This window comes from Arthrobacter sp. OV608 (assembly GCA_900110595.1).
Lineage (GTDB): Bacteria > Actinomycetota > Actinomycetes > Actinomycetales > Micrococcaceae > Arthrobacter.
Window position 1 is genome coordinate 344,991 of sequence record FOEZ01000002.1, and the last position, 23,917, is coordinate 368,907.

General features: G+C 67.0%; 22 protein-coding genes. 15 read left to right on the forward strand and 7 right to left on the reverse strand.

The window, feature by feature from the left end; genetic code table 11:
- Window positions 1-36 precede the first annotated feature (36 nt).
- Entirely contained in the window at window positions 37-654 is a 618-nt protein-coding gene (locus tag BMX78_RS04345) for a hypothetical protein (RefSeq protein WP_091416813.1), read from the forward strand.
- Window positions 655-664: 10 nt separating this feature from the next.
- On the opposite strand, the gene BMX78_RS04350 is transcribed toward BMX78_RS04345, so the two are convergent.
- Window positions 665-1,333: a PAS and ANTAR domain-containing protein gene (locus BMX78_RS04350; RefSeq protein ID WP_091417129.1), complete on the reverse strand. Its 669-nt coding sequence runs from the start codon at window positions 1,331-1,333 to the stop codon at window positions 665-667.
- A 372-nt stretch (window positions 1,334-1,705) separates the two neighbouring features.
- Here BMX78_RS04350 and BMX78_RS04355 point away from each other — a divergent pair, with 372 nt between their 5' ends.
- From BMX78_RS04355 to BMX78_RS04365, 3 genes are all read left to right on the forward strand, one after another.
- The gene (locus BMX78_RS04355) at window positions 1,706-3,874 is read left to right on the forward strand and encodes a copper-translocating P-type ATPase (protein ID WP_091416815.1); all 2,169 of its coding nucleotides are present in this window, start codon (window positions 1,706-1,708) and stop codon (window positions 3,872-3,874) included.
- A gap of 120 nt (window positions 3,875-3,994) precedes the next feature.
- The gene (locus BMX78_RS04360; protein WP_091416817.1) at window positions 3,995-4,423 is read left to right on the forward strand and encodes a DUF6153 family protein; all 429 of its coding nucleotides are present in this window, start codon (window positions 3,995-3,997) and stop codon (window positions 4,421-4,423) included.
- Window positions 4,424-4,495: 72 nt separating this feature from the next.
- Window positions 4,496-5,110, forward strand: a complete 615-nt coding sequence (locus BMX78_RS04365; RefSeq protein WP_091416820.1) for a DUF305 domain-containing protein — start codon at window positions 4,496-4,498, stop codon at window positions 5,108-5,110.
- A 128-nt stretch (window positions 5,111-5,238) separates the two neighbouring features.
- Here BMX78_RS04365 and BMX78_RS04370 read toward each other — a convergent pair whose 3' ends face one another.
- Window positions 5,239-6,459: an FAD-dependent oxidoreductase gene (locus tag BMX78_RS04370; protein WP_091416823.1), complete on the reverse strand. Its 1,221-nt coding sequence runs from the start codon at window positions 6,457-6,459 to the stop codon at window positions 5,239-5,241.
- Window positions 6,460-6,638: 179 nt separating this feature from the next.
- On the opposite strand from BMX78_RS04370, the gene BMX78_RS04375 reads away from it, so the two are divergent.
- The 5 genes from BMX78_RS04375 (at window position 6,639) to BMX78_RS04395 (ending at window position 11,789) form a co-directional block, all read left to right on the forward strand.
- Entirely contained in the window at window positions 6,639-7,295 is a 657-nt protein-coding gene (locus BMX78_RS04375; protein WP_091416826.1) for an arsenate reductase/protein-tyrosine-phosphatase family protein, read from the forward strand.
- A 189-nt stretch (window positions 7,296-7,484) separates the two neighbouring features.
- Entirely contained in the window at window positions 7,485-8,660 is a 1,176-nt protein-coding gene (locus BMX78_RS04380; protein ID WP_091416827.1) for an LCP family protein, read from the forward strand.
- Window positions 8,661-8,691: 31 nt separating this feature from the next.
- Window positions 8,692-9,813, forward strand: a complete 1,122-nt coding sequence (locus tag BMX78_RS04385; RefSeq protein WP_091416829.1) for an LCP family protein — start codon at window positions 8,692-8,694, stop codon at window positions 9,811-9,813.
- Between the two features lie 244 nt (window positions 9,814-10,057).
- Window positions 10,058-10,834, forward strand: a complete 777-nt coding sequence (locus BMX78_RS04390; protein ID WP_091416831.1) for a histidine phosphatase family protein — start codon at window positions 10,058-10,060, stop codon at window positions 10,832-10,834.
- A complete protein-coding gene (locus BMX78_RS04395) occupies window positions 10,812-11,789 on the forward strand; it encodes an NAD(P)H-hydrate dehydratase (protein ID WP_170850683.1) in 978 nt (325 codons plus the stop codon). Before BMX78_RS04390 ends, BMX78_RS04395 begins: the two co-directional genes overlap by 23 nt.
- A 248-nt stretch (window positions 11,790-12,037) precedes the next feature.
- On the opposite strand, the gene BMX78_RS04400 is transcribed toward BMX78_RS04395, so the two are convergent.
- Both BMX78_RS04400 and BMX78_RS04405 read right to left on the reverse strand, forming a co-directional pair.
- Window positions 12,038-12,460 carry an Hsp20/alpha crystallin family protein gene (locus BMX78_RS04400; RefSeq protein WP_091416834.1) on the reverse strand — a complete coding sequence of 141 codons (423 nt, stop codon included), beginning with the start codon at window positions 12,458-12,460 and terminating at the stop codon, window positions 12,038-12,040.
- Between the two features lie 208 nt (window positions 12,461-12,668).
- Complete coding sequence (locus BMX78_RS04405) at window positions 12,669-12,860, reverse strand: hypothetical protein (protein WP_050053959.1); 192 nt, start codon at window positions 12,858-12,860, stop codon at window positions 12,669-12,671.
- A 236-nt stretch (window positions 12,861-13,096) separates the two neighbouring features.
- Here BMX78_RS04405 and BMX78_RS04410 point away from each other — a divergent pair, with 236 nt between their 5' ends.
- Window positions 13,097-15,331, forward strand: coding sequence for a S9 family peptidase (locus BMX78_RS04410; RefSeq protein ID WP_091416835.1), 2,235 nt, complete (start codon window positions 13,097-13,099; stop codon window positions 15,329-15,331).
- Window positions 15,332-15,402: 71 nt separating this feature from the next.
- Here the strand turns inward: BMX78_RS04410 and BMX78_RS04415 are convergent, their stop codons facing one another.
- Window positions 15,403-15,855 (reverse strand): SRPBCC family protein, encoded by a 453-nt coding sequence (locus tag BMX78_RS04415; RefSeq protein ID WP_170850684.1) that lies wholly within the window; start codon window positions 15,853-15,855, stop codon window positions 15,403-15,405.
- Window positions 15,856-16,146: 291 nt separating this feature from the next.
- Here BMX78_RS04415 and BMX78_RS04420 point away from each other — a divergent pair, with 291 nt between their 5' ends.
- From BMX78_RS04420 to BMX78_RS04435, 4 genes are read left to right on the forward strand one after another with little or no spacing between them, the layout of a single operon-like run.
- The gene (locus BMX78_RS04420) at window positions 16,147-16,896 is read left to right on the forward strand and encodes a peptidoglycan-binding protein (RefSeq protein WP_091417135.1); all 750 of its coding nucleotides are present in this window, start codon (window positions 16,147-16,149) and stop codon (window positions 16,894-16,896) included.
- 6 nt (window positions 16,897-16,902) lie between these two features.
- Entirely contained in the window at window positions 16,903-19,356 is a 2,454-nt protein-coding gene (locus tag BMX78_RS04425) for a hypothetical protein (RefSeq protein WP_091416840.1), read from the forward strand.
- Between the two features lie 8 nt (window positions 19,357-19,364).
- Window positions 19,365-19,571, forward strand: a complete 207-nt coding sequence (locus BMX78_RS04430; protein WP_091416843.1) for a hypervirulence associated TUDOR domain-containing protein — start codon at window positions 19,365-19,367, stop codon at window positions 19,569-19,571.
- Window positions 19,572-19,574: 3 nt separating this feature from the next.
- Complete coding sequence (locus tag BMX78_RS04435; RefSeq protein ID WP_091416846.1) at window positions 19,575-20,771, forward strand: NAD(P)/FAD-dependent oxidoreductase; 1,197 nt, start codon at window positions 19,575-19,577, stop codon at window positions 20,769-20,771.
- Here the strand turns inward: BMX78_RS04435 and BMX78_RS04440 are convergent.
- The gene (locus BMX78_RS04440; RefSeq protein WP_091416848.1) at window positions 20,755-21,351 is read right to left on the reverse strand and encodes a GNAT family N-acetyltransferase; all 597 of its coding nucleotides are present in this window, start codon (window positions 21,349-21,351) and stop codon (window positions 20,755-20,757) included. The genes BMX78_RS04435 and BMX78_RS04440 overlap by 17 nt on opposite strands.
- 270 nt (window positions 21,352-21,621) lie before the next feature.
- Between BMX78_RS04440 and BMX78_RS04445 the strand changes: the two genes are divergently transcribed.
- The gene (locus BMX78_RS04445) at window positions 21,622-22,737 is read left to right on the forward strand and encodes a TRAP transporter substrate-binding protein (RefSeq protein WP_170850685.1); all 1,116 of its coding nucleotides are present in this window, start codon (window positions 21,622-21,624) and stop codon (window positions 22,735-22,737) included.
- Here BMX78_RS04445 and BMX78_RS04450 read toward each other — a convergent pair.
- On the reverse strand, window positions 22,731-23,891 hold the full coding sequence (locus BMX78_RS04450) for an acetate kinase (protein WP_091416850.1): 1,161 nt from the start codon (window positions 23,889-23,891) through the stop codon (window positions 22,731-22,733). The genes BMX78_RS04445 and BMX78_RS04450 overlap by 7 nt on opposite strands.
- Between the last annotated feature and the right edge of the window lie 26 nt (window positions 23,892-23,917).

Sequence of the window (23,917 nt, forward strand, 5' to 3'; positions counted from 1 at the left end):
GCCGCACCCCTGAGGAGCGGCCAGGACGGACGAGTCATGCACAACCGCACACCAATGCTGGCAGCCCTGGCACTGTCCTCCCTGCTGCTTACTAGCTGCGCTGGGACCGCAGCGTCCGTGGGAGTGGCTCCCGCACCGGCGTCGGACGCCACGTCACAGCCAGCCGCGCACAGTGGCCATCACGACGGCGGCACCTCCTCCCCCCGCGCCACCGCCGACGGCCCCAGCGACGCCGCGAAAATGGTGTGCGGGGACCAGCCCATGGACCGGCTCACCGCCATCCTGCGCCTGGAAGAGGACCCGCACACTGTGAACACCTGGGCGGACAGTACCTTCACCTGCACCTACCACCTGGCGGCGGGTGCACTGGAGATCTCCGTCAAGGAAGCGGCGGGGCAGGCCGCGGCGATGAAGTACTTTGATGCCATGCAGGCACTGGCCAAAGACGCGCGGCCCATCCAAGGGATCGCCAACCTGGGCTTTCCGGCGTACGAAACAGCGGACGGAACGGCAGTATTCCAAAAGGACAATTTTGTGCTGCAGGTGGACGCGTCAGGCCTTCCGGCAACGCTCGGCCCGGACGCCATCACCCGCAACGCCCTGGCCTACCAGCTCTCCACCACCATCCTTGCGTGCTGGGTGGAGCACCACTAGGACGCAGGTCCTACCCTGCCTTACGGCGGGAGCCCGCTTTGCTGTCGTAGGCGATCGCTCTAACGGCGGCGTCGAGGTACCCGCCCGCCGCCTGGGAATTGGCCAGCCGCACCAGTTCGGCGGCCACCACCACCAGCTTGACGTTACGGTGGCTGCTGGTGCTGACGAGCACCTTGAAGGCCTCCTCCGAACCCATTTTCAGCTGGCCCATCAGGATGCCCCGGGCCTGGTCGATCACGCTCCGGGTGGATGTGGCCCCGGCCACCGCTTCCCGGGCAGTCTCCTCGGTTTCGCGCTGGAGTGTGGAGGTGAGGTCGATCATGACGCCTTCCAGGGCGGTGACCGTCCCGGCGTCGTCCACTATGGCCTCACCGGATGTAAGTACCCGACGTGTCCGGCCGCGGGAGTCGATGATCCGGTGGTACATGCAGAAGTACCCTCCGGTGCCAACAACCTGGGCCACGATCTCTTCGCAGCGGGCCCTGTCCTCGGGGTGCTTGTGCGAGAACAGCAGCTCCACCGTGGGCACCACTTCGCCGCGCTCGTAACCGTGCAGCAGGAACATGCCGTCCGACCACCGGAGCTTCCAGGTGTCCAGGTCCACATGGAACGTCCCCGCCACACACGGGTTTTCTCCCAGAGCGCTCGAGTACGTGTAGGGGCCGCTCAACTCACCCATGGAGCCAACCTCCGGTTCATCACCCAGCCGCCCAGCATGGGCAGGCACCATTGCCGTTGACACAAGTATGGCCGTGAACGCGCCGCGGGGATAGGCCGGGATGCGTTTACGATTTCGACGGGACGGTGCGCAGGTTCAGCTCCAGCCATTGACTCCAATACCCCCAGGGGGTATATTTCCGAGTGTTGTCAGTGAAGTGGTATGTCCCGGCTGGTGCACCGCACCCGCTTTCACAGCCGTTCAACCCAGCGACGCCCCATCACCTTTAGTGCTGATCCCGGCGACGCCCCACCACCTTCCGCACGAATAGCCGCAACGCTCCAGCATTTACCTCCCGGAGCAGCGGCTGAAACGTCCTCCAAGGAGGAACAGATGCAGGACCACAGGCACCATCACGACGACGAAACCCCGGTCAGCGCCACCCTCACCGAGGCGGGGCGCGCGTCAGCCCCTGCCGAGGCTGCCGCGGGGCACGGGCCCGAGCACGGCCACGGGCACCACCACCAGACCCAACACGCCGGCCATGACGACGACCACACGGTCCACACTCACGGGCAGCATGCCGGGCACAGCACAGCCATGTTCAAGAACAGGTTCTGGCTGACACTGCCACTCTCCATTCCCGTGGTCTATGTCAGCCCCATGGTGGGCCACATCCTGGGTTACATGGCCCCGATGTTCCCCGGCTCCGCCTGGATCCCGCCAGTCCTGGGAACGGTCATTTTCCTCTACGGCGGCCAGCCGTTCCTCAAGGGCGGGCTGCAGGAGCTGAAGGACCGCCGGCCCGGCATGATGCTCCTGATCGGCATGGCCATCACCGTGGCATTCGCCGCGTCCTGGATCACCAGCCTGGGAATCGGCGGCTTCGACTTGGACTTCTGGTGGGAACTCGCTTTGCTGGTGGCCATCATGCTGCTGGGCCACTGGATCGAAATGCGGGCCCTCGGCTCGGCGCAGGGCGCGCTGGATGCACTCGCTGCCCTGCTGCCCGATGAGGCCGAGCGCATCACGGACAGCGGCACCGAAACCGTGCCCGTCTCCAAGCTTCGCCCCGCAGACCTTGTGCTGGTCCGCTCCGGCGCCCGGATGCCGGCCGACGGCACCGTGGTTCAAGGCCAGGCTGAGTTCGACGAATCCATGATTACGGGTGAATCCAAGACCGTGCCGCGCGGCCCTGGAGATGCGGTGGTGGCCGGGACGGTCGCCACGGACTCGAGTGTCCGCGTCCGCGTGGACGCTGTGGGCGAGGACACCGCCCTGGCCGGCATCCAGCGGCTGGTGGCCGAAGCACAGGCTTCCTCGTCGCGGGCCCAGGCTCTGGCCGACCGCGCCGCGGCCTTCCTGTTCTACTTCGCTGCCGGCGCCGGCGTCATCACGTTCATTGTGTGGACGCTGCTGGGCAGCATCCCCGAGGCCGTCACCCGGACTGTCACGGTGCTGGTCATCGCCTGCCCGCACGCCTTGGGACTTGCCATTCCGCTGGTCATCGCCATCTCCACGGAACAGGCCGCCCGCGCCGGAGTCCTGATCAAGAACCGGATGGCACTGGAGCGGATGCGCACCATCGATGTTGTCCTCTTCGACAAGACCGGCACCCTCACCACCGGCGAGCCGGAGCTGAAGGACGTTGCCGCCGCGCCGGGGGTGGACGCCGGTGAGCTGCTGGCCCTGGCCGCCGCCGTCGAGTCGGACAGCGAGCATCCCGTGGCGCGGGCCATCGTCCGCGCAGCCCGCGGGCGCAACCTGACCCTGCCTGCCGTGGACGGATTCGCGTCACTTACTGGCCGCGGAGTACGGGCATCCGTGGACGGCCGCACGGTGCACGTCGGCGGGCCCGCGCTCCTGCGCGAGCTTGGCGCCGTCGTACCTCCTGCCCTGGCGGCCACGACGCGCGGCTGGATGGACCGCGGTGCCGCCGTCCTGCACGTGATTGACGACGGCGCCCGCGTCCTGGGCGCGGTCAGCCTGGAGGACGCGGTGCGGGCCGAGTCGCGGCAGGCCGTGCGCGCCCTGCAGCAGCGCGGCATCAAGGTGGCCATGGTCACCGGCGACGCACGACAGGTGGCGCAGGCCGTCGCCGCAGAGTTGAAGATCGACGAGGTATTTGCCGAGGTCCTGCCCGCGGACAAGGACAAGAAAGTGGCCGAGCTCCAGTCCCGGGGCCTGAAGGTGGCCATGGTGGGCGACGGCGTCAACGATTCACCCGCACTGGCCCGCGCCGAGGTGGGCATCGCGATCGGAGCGGGGACTGACGTAGCCATGGAATCGGCCGGCGTGGTGCTGGCCGGGAACGACCCCCGCGCCGTGCTGTGCATGGTGGATCTGTCCCGGGCGAGCTACCGCAAGATGTGGCAGAACCTGGTGTGGGCCACGGGCTACAACATCCTGTCCGTGCCGCTGGCCGCCGGCGTCCTGGCCTTCGGCGGGGTGGTCCTCTCCCCTGCCGCCGGTGCCGTGCTGATGTCCGTTTCCACTATTGTGGTGGCGTTGAACGCCCAACTGCTGCGGCGGGTCCGGCTCAACCCATCCGAGGTACGTTAGACCGACGCCCGCTCACTTGTGGCCGCCGTTCCCCCCACGCGCGCTCACTTGTGGCCGCCGTTGCCCTGACGCCCGCTCTTTGTTGGCCGACCCGCCCGTCCCGGAAAGGAGGAATTGTCCATGACTGCAACCATTCGTCGCCTGGCGTCCCTCCTCGGCGTCGCGGCGCTGATGGCCGTTGTGCTGGCCGTCATGGCCGGGATCCTCGCGATGCACGTGATGACGGCCGCCCACTCGGAGCACACATCCCACGCGGTGCTCCAGGCCACGGATTCCTCCCCGGCCGCCGACATGCACGGGTCCGCCCACAGGGGCCACGCCACACCGCAAAGCCTGGCGACGGAGTCCTGCTTTGGTTCCTGCCCTGAGATGCAGGATGCGGGACCGATGTGTGTCCTCCTGGCCAAGACCGCATCACTGACTGTCTTTCCGCCCGACGGGACTGCCCACGTGGAACCGAGCCACACCGCAGGTGCCAGTCCGGCAGCTCTCTACTCCTACATTCCGGCAAGTCCAACGCCCTGCGAACTGTCCATCAGCCGAACGTAAAACAGGACGGTGCAGCGCACTTCCGCGCACCATCCTGGCCACGTTCAACTACATCCCTGAAGGACTTTTTGCATGAAAACGATGATCAAAACGCTCTCCGCCGCGGCCGCCCTGGCAGCTTCGCTGGGCCTCGCCGGCTGCGCCGCCGATTCCGGAACCTCCGGGGGCATGCACTCCACCCACGCCGGTTCGAGTCCGATGTCCAACACCATGCCGGACGCCAATGCCGACCATAACCAGGCCGACTTCATGTTCGCCCAGATGATGATTCCGCATCATGCCCAGGCGGTGGAGATGAGCGGGATCGTCCTGGCCAAGCCGGACGTGCCTGCTGACGTCACCGCGCTGGCCACCAGGATCAAGGACGCCCAGGCACTGGAGATCGAGACCATGACCGGGTGGCTCAACGGCTGGAATGTCCCCACGACGGCCTCCGAACATTCCGGGCACGGCATGTCCGGAATGGTGGACGCGGACGGCCTGACTAAACTCAAGGCCGCCCAGGGAACCGAGGCCGCCAGGCTCTTTATGGAGCAGATGACCGGACACCACGAAGGAGCCATTGAGATGGCCAAGGACGAAATCGCCGGGGGCAAGTATCCCGCGGCCATCCAGCTGGCCCGCGACATTATCACTGCCCAGGAAGCGGAGATCGCCGAGATGACGAAGCTCCTGGCCGCCCTCTGACCCTCTCTCACTTAACGCAGCTAATTGGCCAACGCTCGCTCACTTTCTTTAGGAAAGTGAGCGAGCGTTGGCCGGAAAACCGCATTAAGTGAGCGAGCGTCCCATGGGTGGGCACCGCCACGACCGGGTCAGGTGCTGCGGTGTTTTACGTGCTCGGGGCGGATTCCTATCCCAACGAACCTGGCGGTGAGCCGGCGCAGCAGCGGCGAGGCGGCCCGCAGGAGCACCACGAACCAGCGGGGTGCGATGCGGTTTCCGTTGGTCGCCCTGAGCAGCACCCGGTGTCCGTTGCGCTGGAGCTGTTGCATGATCTTCACCGGCATCTCCCGCCGCCGCTGCACGGCTGCGAGTTTCCCAACGGGAGCAGTTCCACCCGCAAGATCCTCCCCGATGGCGTTGGCCAGTGCTACGGCGTCCTGGATGGCGAAGTTCACGCCAACGCCGAACATCGGCGACATCGCGTGGGCAGCGTCGCCAATAGCCATGAATCCGGGACGGTACCAGCGCCGCAGCCGGTTGATCTGGACGGAGAGGAGTTTCACCTGGTCCCAGTCCGTGAGGTTGCCGACGACGGGGCGCAGGATCGGCGCCGCGCCGGTGATCCGCGCCTGGAGTGCGCCGATCTTTCCTCCGCGGAGCTCGTCAAAACCTCCTTTGCGGATCACCATCCCGGACTGGTACCGGTCGCCCCGGTCGATCGTTAGGACCAGCCCCTGCGCGGAGATGTATCCGAGGGTCGGGGGCGGAGGGTCCGGCGGCTTTGGCAGGTTGAACCAAAGCACGTCGATGGGCACGCCGAAGTCGTCGGGAATCAACCCGGCAGCGTGACGCAAGTCCGACGCGCGTCCATCGGCAGCGACGGTGAGGGTGGCACGGATCTCCAGGCCGCCGTCGGACGCGAGGGCCCGGACCCCGCGCACCTGGCCCTGTTCGATGATGAGGCCGGTGGCCTCGGTGAGCATCCGCAGCTCGAAGTTGGGGAACGTGTGCGCCTCGCGGGCGAGGAAGTTCAGGAAGTCCCACTGGGGCGCAAGGACAAGGAAGTTGTCCGGCGCGGGGAGGGTGCTGAAATCGGCCGTGGTGATCCGATGGCCGTCGATGACGATATCCAGGGTGGACAACTTGCTCAGCGGCAGTTCCAGGAATTTGCCGCGGAGCCCGAGTTCGCCCAGCAGGGTCACGGTGGAGGGATGCACGGTGTCGCCCCGGAAGTCGCGCAGGAAGTCGCCGTGTTTTTCCAGGACCGTCACCCGCAGCCCTTGCCTGGCAAGCAGGTACCCCAGCACTATGCCCCCTGGGCCGCCGCCGGCAATGACGCAATCCCGTTTGATCTGGCTGTCCACAGTCATATCATGGTGCTTCCGTCCCTCGGGTGATAGAGCGTTGCCGGAAAAGCGGCCAAAAGTGATGGCGCGTCGGTTGGGAAGCGGCCAAAAGTGAGCGGGCGTGCGGGGTGGGGCGGCCGGCGCCGGGCTGATGCGTGTTAAGTTGAAAAGCACGGAGGCACCGGCTGGAAAGAGAATCTCCCTTGGACTCACCCGCACCAGTAAGAATCCTGACCGTCTGCACGGGCAACATCTGCCGTTCTCCGGTGGCCGAGCGGTTGCTGCAGGCGGGGCTGAACCAGGTGCTGCCGGGCGGTTTCGAGGTGCGCAGTGCAGGGACCCGGGCCATGGTGGGCGACCCCATCCAGCCCATTTCGGCCGACATCATCCGCACCTTCGGCGGGGACCCGGAGCAGTTCGCCGCCCGCCAGCTGACGCCCAAGATCCTCCGCGGGGTGGACCTGGTGCTGACCATGACCTCCGGGCACCGCGGCGAAGTCCTGCAGCTGGACGCGTCCCTCCTCAAGCGCACCTTCACCATCCGCGAGTTCGCCCGCATGCTCGATGTCCTGGACCAGCGCGCCGAGGCGGCCGGCAACGCATCAGAAGGAACGGACGACGACGGCGATCCGCTCGCTGCCAACCACGCCTTCTGGCGCGGGTTGCCTGCGCGGGCGGCAGCTGTGCGTCACTTGTCACTGCCCGCGGACTCGGCTGAGAACGACATCATCGACCCGTACCGCCGGGCGCCCGAGGTGTACCGGCAGATGGAGGACGAGCTCGCGCCGGCCATCGTATCCATCCTGCGCCACGCTCGCCTTAATGCCCCCGTTCGCTGGAACGGTGCGCCGACGCTGTAGCGTTCCGGCGACCCCGCACCGTTCCAGCGAACCCGCGCACTCGCGCGCCCGAGAAATTGCTGCCGCCTGCCGGGATACCTGACCGCCTGACTCCACTGCCGCCGTCGTCATTCCCGCTGTAGGCAAGTGTGCGGGTAATCTGTGGATTCCCCCGATGTATCGCCTTTCTGCCGCTGCTAATTTTCGGCAATGGGCAGCCAGCGAAAGCATCCCGGCACGCAATATCCCGGTCCCAAACCCCGGGCCGCACGCCGCCGGCACCCCTTGCGGACCATCTTCCTGGGGCTCCTCGCGGCAGCCATCCTGGTTCCGGTTGCCGCCGGCGCCTACCTCTACAACCTGGGCCAGATCTACCAGTCCAAGACCAACATCATCGCAAGCCCCTTCCCCGCCGAGTCCACCCGGCCACAGCCGCACGCACAGGGACCAGAAGCGGCCGGATCCGGAGGACCAGGAGGCGCTCCGGGTGCCGGCGCAGCGGCCGGTGCGGCCCCCGGAACGGCGGCGGGGACAGATGCACAGGAAGCGGACCCCTATGCAGACGCGTCGCTGAACATCCTGGTGATGGGCAGCGACAGCCGCGGCGCCACCGCGGACGAAGCCCTGTCCGGCGCCAACTCCAACCAGCGCGCCGACACCCTGATGCTGGTCCACATCCCCGCAGACCGGTCCAGGATCTACTCCATATCGCTAATGCGGGACCTGTGGATCGGCATCCCGGACCACGGCCGGGCAAAGATCAACGCAGCCCTTGCCTTCGGCGGCGTACCGCTGATGGTCCAGACCGTGGAGGCTCTGTTCCAGCAGCGGATCGACCATGTGGCCATGATCGACTTCGAAGGGTTCAAGGGCATGACCGATGCCTTGGGCGGGGTGCCCGTGAACGTCCCCGAGCCGTTCGTCTCGCGCCACGACAACTTTGCCTTCAGCGCCGGAACCCAGACGCTGGACGGCGAACATGCCCTTGAGTTTGTCCGCGAGCGCTATGCCTTTGCCGACGGCGACTACCAGCGGGTCCGCAACCAGCAGGCGTTTGTGCGGGCACTGTTCGCGAAGAACCTCAGCCCGGAGACCCTCCTCAACCCGGTGAAGCTCCACAACGTCCTCAGCGCTATGGCCCCGTTCATCAGCGTGGACAGCGGACTGGACGCGGCAACCCTGGCCCGGCTCGCCCTGGAACTGCGCGACGTGCGTGCCGGCGACATGGTGATGTTCACCCTGCCCACACTGGGAATCGGCACCTCGGCGGACGGCCAGTCGATCGTCCTGCCGGACCCCTGGGCGGTGGAGAGCATCGCGCAGGCCCTGGCAGATGACAGTTTGGACACGTATGTAGCCAGCGGAGCCCTCGCGGGCGGACACTGATCCCACCAAACGCACAATGAGGTGAGGCACAATGAGCATGCCAGGCGGTTCTGAGCCCTCCGGCACCACCCCTTCCGGGTCCCATCCGCACGGCCTGGGCTGGGTGGCGCATGGACGTCGGCGCTGGATCGCCGCCCTGCTGGCGCTGGCACTGGTGGCGGTTGCCGTCGTCGCGATCGTCAACCTGAATAACGCGGGCAAAGAGACGCAGCCCGCAGCAGCTCAAACCGCTTCCCCAGCCGCAAGCCCCGTGGATACTCCGTCTGAGACTCCCTCCGAGACACTCCCGCCTGCCCCGGCCGCCCCGCCGCCGCCACCCCCAATTCCGGAGCTTCCGGCTGCGCCCATGAACGTGCTGGTGATTGGCAGTGACATGCGCGGCAATGCCCGCGAGGCAGCGGCACAAACGGCGGCCACCGGTGAACCCATGGACCAGCGCGCGGACGTCCTGATGGTGGTCCACGTCCCGTCCGACCGGCGAAGCATGTACATGATCTCCATCAACCGCGACTTGTGGGTGGACATCCCAGGCCTGGGCGGTTCCAAGGTCAATGCCGGCCTGCAGTACGGCGGCATCGACATGCAGACGGCCGCGGTCCAGTCGTTGCTGGGTATCACCATCGACCAGACCCTCATGGTGGACTTCGGCGGCTTCAAGATCCTCGTTGACGGGCTGGGCGGAATCGACGTGGACGTACCAGTCCCGTTCCAGTCCACCCATGACACCGGGCACGTCTTCACCCCAGGTGTGAACCATCTGGACGGTCAGGCAGCTCTGGAGTTTTCCCGCGAGCGCTATGCGTTTGCCGACGGCGATTTCCAGCGGGTGCGCAACCAACGGACCCTGCTCCGCGCCATCCTCGCCCGCCTCACTGCCAATGGCGCCCTGAACGATGTGACGGCGGTACGGGGGCTGGTGGACTTCGCATCCTGCTGCCTGACGGTGAACAAAGGCTTTGACCCGGTGCAGGCTGCAATCCTTGCCTACAGCCTGCGCAACCTTGACGCCACTGCGATCCGCACCATGACCCTGCCCACGGCCGGGGCCGGATTCGTGGGGGCCCAGTCAGTGCTGTTTCCCGATTACGGCGGCATCAACGCGGTGGGCGCGGCGCTGCGGGAGGGCAGGATCGCCGAGTTCGCCGTGGAATAGGAGCTGGCCGACTTTTGCGGGCGAGCTGATCGCCAGGTCCAGTGCGCACCGACTGCCCCTCGCGACAAGCAACTCGGGGTCACTTCCGGCCCAATAATCCGCGAATATCGGGCGTTATCTGACCCCGCGTTGTGATGGCACACACTCCTGCCGTTCAGCAGCCGGGTTTAGGTTCGGTGGCCCGTGGGTACGCCGCTGGTAGTGTTCCTGCATTCGGCAAGCCAGGCGGACGGAGTGATTTCTTGTGAAAGAGGACGGACTGACGGAGGCCGTGCAGGAGGCCGGGGCGGTGGAGCTGCTCCTGGTGCGCCACGGTGAGAGCGAAGGAAACGTGGCTGCCACGGACGCGCGGCTGGCCGGGGCCGAGGCTATCGAGGTGCCGGCCCGGGACGCGGACGTGAACCTGTCCGGGACCGGCCAGGAGCAGGCCAAAGCCCTCGGCGCGGCGCTGGCCCGGATCGCCGAGGACCTCCGGCCCGATGCCGTGGTCTCCTCCCCGTACGCCCGGGCGCGGCAGACCGCCGAGATCGCGGTGGAAGCCGCCGGCTGGCCGGTGAAGGTCCGCACCGATGAGCGGTTGCGGGACCGGGAACTGGGCATCCTGGACCGGCTGACGCGGCTGGGGGTGGAGAAGCGTTTCCCGGAGGAGGCCGAACGCCGGGAGTGGCTGGGCAAGTTGTACTACCGGCCGCCGGGCGGGGAGTCCTGGGCCGACGTTGCCCTGCGGCTGCGCTCCGTTCTGGATGAGCTGAACAACCTCAGCACGGGGCATCGGGTCATGCTGGTCTGCCACGACGCCGTGATACTGCTCTTCCGGTACGTCCTGGAGGGAATGAACGAGGAGGAAATCCTGGATCTGGCGGCCAGCACCTCGGTCCTCAATGCCTCCCTCACCCGGTATGTGCGGCCGTCCGGCGAAGGGCCCTGGACGTTGGAGAGCTTCAACGTGGCGGACCACCTGACGGAGCAGGGTGTCACGGTCACCGAGCACGCCGGAGATGTCAGTGTCCACCCGAAGTGAGGCCAACTCCCCTACCCTGGTGACGCCGTCGCTGCTGCGCGAGTGGCCGCTGCCGGCACCGGGCGAGGACAAGTATTCACGCGGTTCCGTCCTGGTGATCGGCGGAGCGCGGGCCACGCCGGGTGCGGCACTGCTGGCCGGTACTGCTGCGCTGCGGGCCGGCGCGGGGAAGCTGAGCCTCGCCGTTGCAGAGTCGGTGGCCGTGCAGGTGGCCGTGGCGCTGCCCGAATGCGGAGCGATAGGCCTTCCCGAAACTGCTGAGGGGTCGCTGACAGGCGAAGGGCTGGACCGGATCTCCACCTACCTCGACCGTGCCGATGCCATCCTGGTGGGCCCGGGCCTCGACGATCCGGATCTTGCCGAGGAGCTTTTGCGGGGCCTGCTGGAGCGGGAGACCGGGACCGGCGGCTCCGACCGGGGCGGCTCCGGCTCAGGTGATTCAGGCTCTGGCGGAAAGACCGCGGACGGGGGTCCCGCCGTCGTTCTTGACGCCTTTGCCTTGGGCGGGCTGCTGAAGCTGGCCGACCAGCTGGAACCGTGGAAGGGGCGGCTGATCCTCACACCGAATCCCAAGGAGGCGGCGGTCCTGCTGGAGCGGGAGGTGGACGACCTCGCGGCTGACGTGGCGGCGATAGCGGACAAATTCCAGGCGGTGGTGAGCTGCCAGGGCTTCATAGCCCGGCCGTCGGGGGGTGGCGCGAGCGGGGAAGCTGAGCTGTGGCAGATGACCACGGGCTATGGCGGACTGGGAACATCCGGAAGCGGCGATGTTCTGGCCGGGGCGATTGCGGGACTGCGCGCACGCGGAACAACCAGCGCACAGGCTGCCTGCTGGGGGACGCATCTCCATGCTGCCGCAGCGGACCGGCTCGCCAGCAGGATGGGGCCCCTCGGATTCCTCGCCCGCGAACTGGCCGACGAACTGCCCGCCCTGATGCTGGAGCTGAACACCTAAGCCACTAAAGCAACGCGGAGTCACTTCCGGCCCAATGTTTCCGTTTTATTGGGCCGGATATGACCCCGCGTTGCAGGAAAATGATGCCCGGGCATGGGATGACCCCCGACCGAAGCCGGGGGCCACCGTATCGGGAGGTTCAGGCGTAGGCTGCCGATGCGCTTTAAGCGCTGTGGCGTGCATACTAGCGATCCGCCCAAGAGGCAGTCAGCAATTATCGAATACCCGACGTCCCGATCCTGTTGAAACTAGGCGGCAATTTCCTGCTTTGCCCCCTTCGTCTCAATTTCGATCTTGCGCGGCTTGGCCTTCTCGGCGACAGGAATCCGCAGCGTCAGGACACCGGCGTCGTAGCTTGCCTTGACGTTATCTGTATCCAGGGTGTCGCCGAGGATCAGCTGGCGGCTGAACACGCCGCGCGGCCGCTCGGAGGCGATCAACTCGGTGTCCTTGCCCGCCGAGTCCGGACGCTCGGCCCGCACCGTCAGGACATTCCGTTCCACATCCAGGTTCACCGAATCCACTGCGACACCGGGCAGATCAAAGGCGACGACGAATTCCTGGCCCTCACGCCAAGCGTCCATCGGCATCGCTGCCGGACGCGCTGCCGTGCCGAGGACCTGCTGGGCCAGCCTGTCCAGCTCGCGGAACGGATCGGTTCGCATCAACATGGCTTCCCTCCTCGTAAGAGACGGTCCAACAATTGGTTTTGTGTATCAGCCGATCTGTAGTGGCTGATATAGATTTTTTACCACTGCGCCAGTAGGTCTGCAAGCGGTTCTGGGAAGAATTTTCTCGTTTTTGCGAGGTTCGTCCAGGCACGGCGAAGGGGCCTCCAGCGCTGTGCAGAAGGCCCCTTCTCTCCGGTGTTTTGGCTGGTCAGCTGCGGGTGGGATCCGGGCGCAACGGCGTGGGCCCGGGATCCGGTACGGGCAGCGGCCCGGGAGGTTCCGGCGTCGGGAAGGGATTGGGCGGCTGCGGACCGGGATGGCCGGGCTGGGTGGGATCAGGCTGGTCCGGTCCTGGTTCCGGCGGGAACGGTTCGGGCTCGTGCACTGGCGGGATGGTCATATGCTTCCCCTCTCACGCTGGGCGGATGTGCCTTAGCGTGAACAGAATACGCCTGCGGCCGGAACCCCACTAGGCCACCATTTCCCCGATGCCCTATCACTTTTGGTCCCCAAGACGGCTGATTGGGGACCAAAAGTGATGGGGCATCGCGAGAATTTCTGCGGGATGTGATGGGGCGTTATCGTCCGGTAGCGAACGGCCGGTTCATTGTCGGAGCGGGTCTATATATTGAAACCATGACCCAGACTCCGCTGCAGGATTCCGCCAGCACCACCGCCACGCCCTCTCCCCCGGTTGCCAAGCAGGTTCCCACCGAACGCAAGCACCACGGGGACACCTTTGTGGACAACTACGAGTGGCTGCGGGACAAGGAATCCGCCGAGGTCGTGGAGCACCTGAAGGCGGAGAACGCCTACCAGGAAGCGGTCACCGCACACCAGGAGCCGCTGCGCGAGGCCATCTTCCAGGAGATCAAGGGCCGCACGCAGGAGACGGACCTGTCGGTCCCGCACCGCAAGGATGACTGGTGGTACTTCAGCCGGTCGGTGGAAGGCAAGGAGTACGGCATCCAATGCCGGGTCAAGGCGGAAGACACCGGCAATCCCGTACAGGACTGGACGCCGCCCCGGGTGGAGCCCGGCGTGGACATCCCTGGCGAGGAAGTCCTGCTGGACGGCAACGTCGAAGCGGAGGGCAAGCCCTTCTTCTCCGTGGGCGGCACGGCCGTGACGGTGGACGGGACCCTTTACGCGTACGCCGTGGACAACAGCGGCGACGAACGCTTCACCCTGCGCATCAAGGACCTCCGCACCGGCGAGCTCCTCCCGGACGTCATTGAAAACATCTTCTACGGCGTCTCCTTCTCCCCTGACGGCACCCGCATCTTCTACACCGTGGTGGACGCGTCCTGGCGCCCCTACCAGGTCAAGGCGCACACCCTGGGCACGCCGGTTGAGGAAGACGCAGTGGTCTACCAGGAGGACGACGCCGCCATGTGGCTGGGCTTCGAGCTCTCCGCGGACCGTCGCTACCTGGTGCTGGGCATCGGCTGCTCCGAATACAGCGAAACCCGCCTGCTCCGCTTCGACGACCCGGCCCAGGAACTCACCACCGTGATTTCCCGCAACGAGCGGGTGCTGTATGAAGCCGAACCGTTCCTGCTGCCCGGGCCGGACGGTGCAAAGACGGAAAAGATCCTGCTCACCCACAACCGCAGTGCCGTTAACTCCATGGTCTCCCTCGCGGACCCGGCCGAGCTGGGGAAGCCGCTGGCCGAACAGCAGTGGGCCACAGTCGTCGAACATTCCGACGACGTCCGCGTCAACGGCGCGGGCGTCACCTCCACCCACCTCGTGGTGTCCATCCGCAAGGACACCATCGAGCGCGTCCAGGTGATCGGCCTGGCCGGCCTGGGCACCGCCGCACAGGAGCCGCCGGTGGAGCCTGCGTTCGACGAAGAGCTGTACACGGCGGGAGTGGGCGGATCGGACTATGAAGCCCCGGTGATCCGGCTGGGCTACACGTCCTACTTCACGCCGTCGCGCGTTTACGACTTCGTGCTGCCCACCCCGGAAAAGCCCGCCGGCGAGCTGCTGCTGCGGAAGGAAAGCCCCGTGCTGGGCGGCTACGACGGCCGCGACTACGTGGCCACGCGCGAATGGGCGACGGCGGCGGACGGCACCCGCATCCCGCTCTCGGTGTTGCGGCACAAGGCCGTCAAACAGGATTCGACGGCGGCCGGGCTGGTGTACGGCTACGGCTCCTATGAGCTGAGCATGGATCCCGGCTTCGGCATTGCGCGCCTGTCCCTGCTTGACCGCGGTGTGGTGTTCGTGATCGCGCATATCCGCGGCGGCGGTGAACTGGGCCGGCACTGGTACGAGGACGGCAAGAAGTTCACCAAAAAGAACACCTTCACCGACTTCATTGACGCCACCGACTGGCTGGCCGCTTCCGGCTGGGTGGACCCGTCCCGCATTGCGGCGTTGGGCGGCTCCGCCGGCGGCCTGCTCATGGGAGCGGTGGCCAACATGGCTCCGGAAAAGTACGCGGCGATTGTGGCGCAGGTGCCGTTCGTTGACCCGCTGACCAGCATCCTGGACCCGGACCTGCCGCTCTCCGCCCTTGAATGGGAGGAATGGGGCAACCCCATCACGGACCCCGAGGTCTACGGCTACATGAAGTCCTACGCCCCCTACGAGAACGTGCACCGGACGGCATACCCGAAGATCGCCGCCGTGACATCTTTCAATGACACCCGGGTCCTCTATGTGGAGCCCGCCAAGTGGGTGCAGGAGCTGCGGAACAAGACCACCGGGAGCCAGCCGATCGTGATGAAGATCGAGATGGACGGCGGCCATGGCGGCGCGTCCGGCCGCTACGTCCAGTGGCGCGAACGGGCCTGGGACTACGCCTTTATTGCCGATTCCCTGGGGGCCACGGAGCTGCTCCCCGGTGCCGGGCTGAAGTAGGCGCAAGCGTACGACGGCGGGCGCGTCCCGCCGCCGTAGGCCCGCCTTTAGCCCCACCCACGGCAGCGGCCTTAGCCCTGCGGGTGCTCGGCCAGCCACTCCGCCAGTGTTTCGAGGTTGGCGCGGACCGTCCTCCCCTGCGCCCGGGCCACCAGCGCGTCTGCCAGTTTGCCAAAGACCCCGCCCAGGCCGGACGCGGCGTCGATCCTCTGGGTCACGCGCGTACCGCCGTCGGCCGGTTCGAGTTCGAACGTCACGGTGAAGTCCAGCTTGCCCTCGACCGAACGGGACACCATGCGCCGGGGCGGATCGAACTCGGTAACCTCCACAACCCAGTCGAACTGCTGCCCCATCACTTTGCTGGTTCCGCGTCCGCGGGAACCGAGCCCAACAGGGCCCTCCCCCACCTGCCCGGACGAGGTGACCGAGGAATCATAGACGGCGATGTTTTCGAACCTGGACAGGAAGTCAAAAACCTCCTGCGGCGGGCGGGCGATGACAACACTTTCTTCTACAACAGGCACTGCAGTCTCCTTTGAAAGGCACCTGATGCCGGCACGGCTCTGCCGGCACAATGGCAGGCACAGCGCCAGATTGGACCCGCCGCCTGGCCCTGTCAATGCCTGCCGCATGGGCCGGCCGTCACCAGCCCGAAGGCCTGCCCGGCGCCTGTAAACCCCTGCGACCAGCAGCAACATAACCCTGGCCGCCCGCTGCCCGGTACCAAAAGAAGGTAATCATGCTTACTATTGTCTGGCGCCGGCTGCCCGCTGGGGGCAGGTTAACCGGCGCCGATGTGGAGGTTTTGAGTGAGCATGGAACAGGAAATGCGTCCCTTGACCGACGATGAACTGATCGCAGAGCAGGCCACGGCTTTGCCGGACAAGGAAGTTGCCTCTGTCCTTGACCTGAACGCGGACCTGGATCTGGGTATCGACGCGGCAGCGCCCATCGACCTTGCCGTTGCGGCCAACGCCAACGTGGCGGCCCCCATCGACGCGGCCGCCTCGGCCAACATCCTCTCCTTCGGCTCGGAGGCGCAGGCGCTGGCCGACCAGGGCGTCATGATCGATCAGGGCATCGTGGCCGACGCCAACGCCGAGTCCACGCAGGACAGCGTCATCGACCAGGGCAACGACACCGTCGACGACGGCACGACAGGTACCGCAGGCACCGCCACCGGCACGGATGGCACCGGTACAGCGGCCGACGGCGGGAGCCTCCTCCCCGATGGAACGGGTACGGACGGACTCGTCCCCGGCGGCGTGGGCGACGCCCTGCCCGATGTTGGCGCTGTGCCGGTGGATCCCGCGGCGGCGCTCGACGGGGACCTGCTCAACGTCAACGTGGACCTTGCGGCCGACGCGGACATTGCCGCGCCGATCAACGGAGCCGTGGCAGCCAACGCCAACGTGGCCGCACCGATCGACGCAGCCGTCGCTGCCAACATTGGATCGATCGGCAGCCAGGCCTACGCCGTGGCGGACCAGGATGCACTGATCACCCAGCACATCGAGGGCGCAGCGAACGCCTCTGCTGACCAGCAGTCCAACCTCGAACAGTAAACACAGATGACCCACACCAGCGGTGGGCCGCGCCCCCAGGCCGGCCCGCCGTCGTCTGCTGCGCCCCTGGCCGGGCACCAGCTGCCGGTCCCTGCCCGGGCCGATGGCGTCCAGCTGATCGGACAGTCCCAGGGATCCGGCTACCGGGAACCCCCTTCGCTGGTCCGCCGCGGGGATGGCCAGACCCTCCAGCTGACGCCGCTGCTGTTCGCGGTGCTGGAGGCAGTGGACGGCAGCCGGACCGTGGAGGACATCGCGGAGCACGCCAGTGCAGCATCGGCGAGGCTCATCAGCGCCGATAACGTGCGCGCGTTGATGGACTCCCAGCTGCTGCCGCTGGGCCTGCTCCGGCTGGCAGACGGGTCACAACCCGAGGTGCGCAAGGCCGACCCCCTGCTCGGCATGCGCTTCCGCTACATAGTGACGGACCCGGAACGCACCCGCAGGATCACCGCACCCTTCGCCGTCCTCTTCCACCCGCTGATCGTGGTGGCGGTGACGGCGGCGTTCCTGGCCTCGTGCTGGTGGGTGCTGATGGTGAAGGGGCTGGGCTCGGCGACCCATGAGGCGTTCGACAACCCTGTCCTGCTCCTGCTGATCCTTGCCGTCACCATCCTGTCCGCCGGCTTCCACGAGTTCGGCCACGCAGCCGCCGCGCGCAAGGGCGGCGCCACGCCCGGCGCCATGGGGACGGGTCTTTACCTCATCTGGCCGGCGTTCTTCACGGACGTCACCGATTCCTACCGGCTGGGCCGCGGCGGCAGGCTCCGCACGGACCTGGGCGGACTGTACTTCAATGCCATCGTTGCGGTGGCCATCATGGCGCTGTGGTGGGCCACCGGCTTCGACGCGCTGCTGCTGGTGGTGGTCACGCAGATCCTGCAGATGGTCCGGCAGCTGCTGCCGCTGGTCCGGTTTGACGGCTACCACATCCTGGCGGACGCCACCGGGGTCCCGGACCTCTTCCAGCGCATCAAGCCGGTCCTGCTCGGCCTGCTCCCCTGGCGGTGGGGCCGCCCGGAAAACAAGGTCCTCAAGCCCTGGGCGCGCGCCGTGGTGACGCTGTGGGTCCTGGTTACCGTGCCACTGCTGATCTTTAGCCTGGCCATGATGGTGGTCTCGCTCCCGCGGCTGCTCGCCACCGCCTGGGCCAGCGCCGCCAAACAGCAGGCAATGCTCAGCCAGAGCCTTTCCGACGGCGACATTGCCGGCGCTGCCGTGCGCACCTTGGCGATCGCCGCCGTTGCCCTGCCTACGGTAGGCATGCTCTACATCCTGTTCCGGCTCCTGCGGCAGCTGGTCACCGGGCTCTGGCAGAAGACGCGCGGCAGGTTTGTGCAGCGCACCGCTGCGATGTGTGCTGTGGCGGCACTGCTGGCCGGGCTGGCTTGGGCATGGTGGCCCGACGGCGGGACGTACCGTCCGGTCCAGCCCTACGAACGCGGCACGCTGGCTGATGCCACCGCCTCCGTCCTGCCCACAGCGGTCACGGCCCTTCATGAGGGCGCCAGCGGCACGACGGTTGCGCTCTGGCCTGAAGGAGCCGCGACGCCAACCCGGGAGAACCCGCAGCTGGCCATGGTGCTGGTTCCCGTTGAGAATTCCGCTGCTGGTTCACCTGCTGGGTCGCCGGCTGTTTCCCCGGCCGGATCCCATGGCTCAGCCGCATTGTCGTGGGTGTTCCCGTTCGACCGGCCCGCGGCTCCCCGGGAGGGCGGCAACCAGGCGCTGGCGGTGAACACCAGCGATGGTTCCGTCACCTACAGTGTTGCTTTCGCGCTGGTATGGGCAGAGGACGGCGAACCCGTAGACACCCGGAATGAAGCCTACGCCTTTGCCAGCTGCACCGGCTGCGCGGCCGTGGCAGTGGGATTCCAGGTGGTCCTCGTGGTGGGGCAGACGGACGTCATCGTGCCCGAGAACCTGTCCGCGGCAGCAAACTACAACTGCTTCGAATGCCTCACGTACGCCCTCGCCAGCCAGCTGGTCCTCACCCTGGACGGCCCGCTGACGGATCAAGGGATGGCTTCACTGCAAGCCCTGTGGACCGAGATCGCGGAGTACGGCCGGAACATCCGGAACGTGCCGCTCTCGGAGATCCAGGGCCGGCTCGCCGCCTACAAGGAGCAGATCACGGCCATTATCAAGGCCGATCCCGGCGCCACGAAAAGCCCATCGTCCGGAATATCCCCGTCCACGGGTGCGCCGGGCGGGACGCCGAGGGCCACCACGCCAACCGAACCCGGACGTCCCGCACCCGGGCAGTCCGCACCCGGCCCAGGCACGGGGACCCAGGCACCCGCGCCGGCAGGGACGGCCGCTCCCGCCGCACCGGTGACGGAGCCGGCCCCGGGCGGCGCACCGCCGTCGTACATTCCCGTTGAGACGCCGGTCCCAACGGCGGATACTGGGGGCACGGCCCCCGCCGTGGAACCCCAGCCGACCGCAAACCCCAGCTAGGAGAGCAGATGTCTTTGAGCAAGGGAACGTCCGTGGAATGGAATACGCCGCAGGGCAAGACACACGGCAGGATCGTCGAGAAGAAGACCAACGACTTCGAGCTGGACGGCCATACCCACCGTGCCAGCGAGGACGAGCCCCAGTACGTCGTCGAGTCCGCGGAAACCGGAGCACACGCGGCCCACAAAGCCTCGGCGCTGACGGAAAAGAAGTAGCCGGTGGCCGCGCAGCACGAAGTGGTCATCATCGGCGGCGGCAACGCGGGCATCTCGCTCGCCGCCCGGCTGGAGCGGTACGGCGTCAAGGATGTGGCCGTCGTCGAACCCCGGGACCACCATCTGTACCAGCCACTGTTCTCGCACATCGCCGGGGGCAGGGCCTCGGCCAAGGAAGCCGTCCGGCCCCAGGAACAGCTGATTCCGGAGGGCGTCACCTGGATCCGGGACGCCGCTGCCGGGGTGGACACGGACTCCAACACCGTGACCCTTCAGTCCGGTGCCACCGTGGCCTACGGGCAGCTGGTGGTGTGCCCGGGCCTGCAGTATGACTGGGAAGCAGTGCCCGGCCTCGCCGAAGCCGTCCATTCACCACACGGCGCCTCGCACTACGAGTTCGAGCTGGCTCCCAAGGCCTGGACCCTGCTGAGCGGGCTGGAATCCGGCACCGCCCTTTTCACCATGCCTGCCGGCCCCATCAAGTGCGGCGGCGCGGCGCAGAAGCCCATGTACCTGGCCTGCGACTACTGGAAGGCGCGGGGCGTGCTGGACCGGATCCGGGTGGTGATGGTCCAGCCCTATCCCACGGTGTTCGGGGTGCCGGAGGTGGACCGGGAGCTGGACCGCAAGATCGCCGAATACGGCATCGAGCTGTGGACCAACAGCGAACTGGTGTCCGTGGACGCGGCGGGCCAGGTGGCCACCATCCGCAACACCGGGTCCGGCGCGGAGGAGAACCTGCACTACGACGTCATCAACGGTGTCCCGCCGCAGTCAGCGCCGGACTGGCTCAAGGCAACGGACCTGCCCTCTGCCGGAGACGCCGGCGGTTTTGTGGAGGTGGACCGGCAAACCCTGCGGCACATCCGGTTTCCGAACGTCTGGTCCCTGGGCGATGCTGCCGGGACCACCAACTCCAAGTCCGGCGGCGCCCTGCGGAAACAAACCAAGGTGCTGGCCAAGAACCTGGTGGCCGCCCGGAAAGGGAAGGCGCTGCCGGCCAAGTACAACGGCTACTCGGTGTGCCCCTTCACGGTCTCCCGGAACACCGTGGTGTTCGCCGAGTTCGACGACCGCTACCGGCCCATGCCCACCGTGCCCCGGGTGCCCACCTGGAACGAGAGCAGGCTGTCCTGGGTGGTGGACCGGGACATTTTCCCGCAGGTGTACTGGAAGATGATCCTCAAAGGGCGGGCCTAGGCTCTTTCAGGGCGCGGTTGGGGAGGGACCGGGCCACGCGCCACTCGTCCGCCAGGACCGCGTAGACCAGTTCGGTGGCCCACCCGCCTTTGTAGTGCCACTTGTCCACGTGCCGCGCCTCCTGCCGCATGCCTATCCGCCGGCAGAGCTCTGCGGATGCCGTGTTGAGTTCGTCCAGCCGCGCCTCGATCCGGTGCATGCCCAGCTCCTCGAAACCCAGCCGAAGCACCGCCTCCGCAGCTTCCGTGGCGTAGCCCTTGCCCCTGGCGCCCGGCGCCAGACTCCAGCCCACTTCACCCTGGCCATTCCCGGGCAGCCACTTGAGCACCACCTCGCCCTGAAGCCCGGATTCACCGCAGGCCTCGATGGCCAGCGCCACCCAGTCCCCCTCCTTCTCGAAGACGAAGTTGGCGTACCGGCCCACCCGCTCCATGGACTCCGTGTACGTCTTGGCCGGGCCGGGCAGGAACCGGGCGGTTTCCGGCAGCGAATGGTAGGCGTGGAAGTCGTCCAGGTCCCGGCCCTCAAAGCGGCGCAGGATGAGCCGCTCCGTACGGATCGGCAGGGTGATCTGCTGCATGGACCGAGGCTAACCCATGGCCCGGCGATTGCTCCAAAAACGTCGTTGTGGAGGTCTAAAAGGCTAGGCCCACGCCGGGCGGGTTCCCTGGCCGAGCTAGCGATGCGAGGGTGCCGGCGGGAGCAATGAGGAGCCGACGGCGGCCGTCGGCTCGCAGTGGTTCGCTTGCCGTTGCTCCAGTCACCTTCCCGGCGTATGGTTCGCGTACGGGCTGCTGGCGCCTGCGCTTTTCGGCGTTTTCCGCTGTCCCTTCTCTCCGAAGGCTGTGCCATGTTGAAGCCAGCGATTCCCCGGGCAGCCTTCCTCGCGTTCGCCATGGTGCTGCCCCTGGCGGCGTGCACCTACGAGGACAACTCGGAGGGCCCGACCCAACCGGCGACAACAGCTCCCGCCGATGTCAAGGTCCTGCGCATCGGCACGCAGGATGACGGAAATGTCCCAACCCGCGGCCAGATCGAGGAGTTTGCCCGGCAGGTCAGGGAACGTTCCGGCGGGAGCCTCTTGATTGAGCCGGTCTTTAGGGCAGGCGGCGGTGAGGTGAGGGCCTGGGACCAACTAGTGGCACACAGGGTAATGAGCGGAGACCTGGAAATGGCTGTCATCCCGGCCCGCACCTGGGACACCGAGGGAGTGCTGTCCTTCCGGGCACTCTCAGCGCCCTTCCTGGTGACCTCCAGCGCCGTTATCAAGGAAGTGGTCAAACCCGAGTTCGCGCAGGGCATGCTGGCCGGCTTGAAGGACGTGGGCCTCACCGGCCTGGCGATGTTCCCGGACGGCCCGCGGGTGCTGTTCTCCTTCACCACGCCCATCCTCACGCCGGAAGACATCAAGGGGAAAGTGATCAGGGCACCACTGTCCGATACCAATTTCGCTGTCTTGGCGGCCTTGGGAGCAGTACCCGAGGACCTGGCCGAGCAGGAATTCGGTGGAGGTGTAGACGCCGGAACCGTGGCCGGCGCCGAGTCCTCTTTGGCTTATGCCTCCAATCTGCCTATTGCATTGAACAAGACCGGCCACGCCATCGCCACCGGAAACCTGGTGGTCCATTCGAAGATCAACACGATGGTGATCAATAACCAAGCCCGGGGTGCGCTCAGCGCCGAGGAGCAGCAGATTCTCCAGGACGCAGCGGACTACACCCGGGAATGGGCATCCTCGCTGGCCTCACCGCTCTCGATGGAAGCGCGGCGGTACTGCCAGGACGGCGGCAAGGTGGTGCTGGCAACCGAAGAGCAACTGGCCGCCTTCCACGACGCCGCAGCCGCGCTGTACAGCACCCTCGAGCAGGATACCGGCACCCGGAACCTGATCGCTAAGCTCCGCGAACTCGCCGCGAGGACTCCGCCCGACCCCGCCGTCGAGCCCTGCGACTACGACACTTACTGACCGCTTCTGACGACGGCGGCCGTCGCCTCCGCGATGGCCCGTTCCTCGTCAGTGGGCACCACCAGGACGGGGAGGCCGGACTGCGGCGTGGAAATCACGCGTGGTTCCTTGGACCGCTCGGCGTTCAGGCCGGCGTCGAGCTCCACACCCAGGGCCCCCAGCTTCTCCGCCACGAGCGCCCGGAACTGGTGCGAGTTCTCGCCGATTCCCGCGGTGAACACCAGGGCCTTGGCCCCGCCGACAGCCACGTGGTAGCCGCCGATGTACTTGGCGAGCCGGTAGGACGTGACGGCGAGCGCGGTGGCCGCCTTCCCGTCGCCGGCTTCAGCAGCCTCCACCACCGAGCGCATGTCGTTGTTGCCGGCCAGGCCCTTCAGCCCCGATTCCCGGTTGAGCATGGTGTCGATGTCCTCGGGGCTCCAGCCTGCCCGGCCGAGGAACACCAGGATGGACGGGTCCAGATCGCCCGAGCGGGTTCCCATGACCAGGCCCTCCAGCGGGGTGAAGCCCATGGAGGTGTCCACGGAGCGGCCGCCGCGGATGGCGGTGACGGAGGCGCCGTTGCCCAGGTGGGCGATGACGCCGTCGAACTCGTTGACCGGGAGGTTCAGCAGCGCAGCGGCGCGGCGGGTGACGTACTCATGGGATGTCCCGTGGAAGCCGTAGCGGCGGATGCCGTGGTTGGTGTACAGCTCGTCCGGGACCGCATAGCGCCACGCATGTTCCGGGAGGGTGCGGTGGAAGGCGGTATCAAACACGGCCACCTGCGGCATCTTGGGCCACTTCTTGCTGATGGCACGGATGCCCAGCACGTTGGCAGGGTTGTGCAGCGGCGCCAGCGGGTTGAGGCGCTCGATGGCGCGGGTGATCTCGTTGTCGATCAGGACCGGCTCGGCGAACCGCTCACCGCCGTGCACCACCCGGTGCCCGACGGCGGCCAGTTCCAGGTCGCCCAACTCCTGGTGGATGGCGGCGTCCACCTGTTCCAGCGCCTCGGCGTGATCCCGCGGGCCCTCGATTTCGCCGTCACCGTCGCCGCCGTTGCCCATGCCGATCTTTTCGATCAGCCCCTCGGTGAGGACGCTCCCGGCGGCGACGTCACGCACCTGGTACTTGAGGGAGGACGAGCCGGAGTTGATGACGAGCACGAGCATGCGGGGCCTCCTGAGCCTGGCTTCTG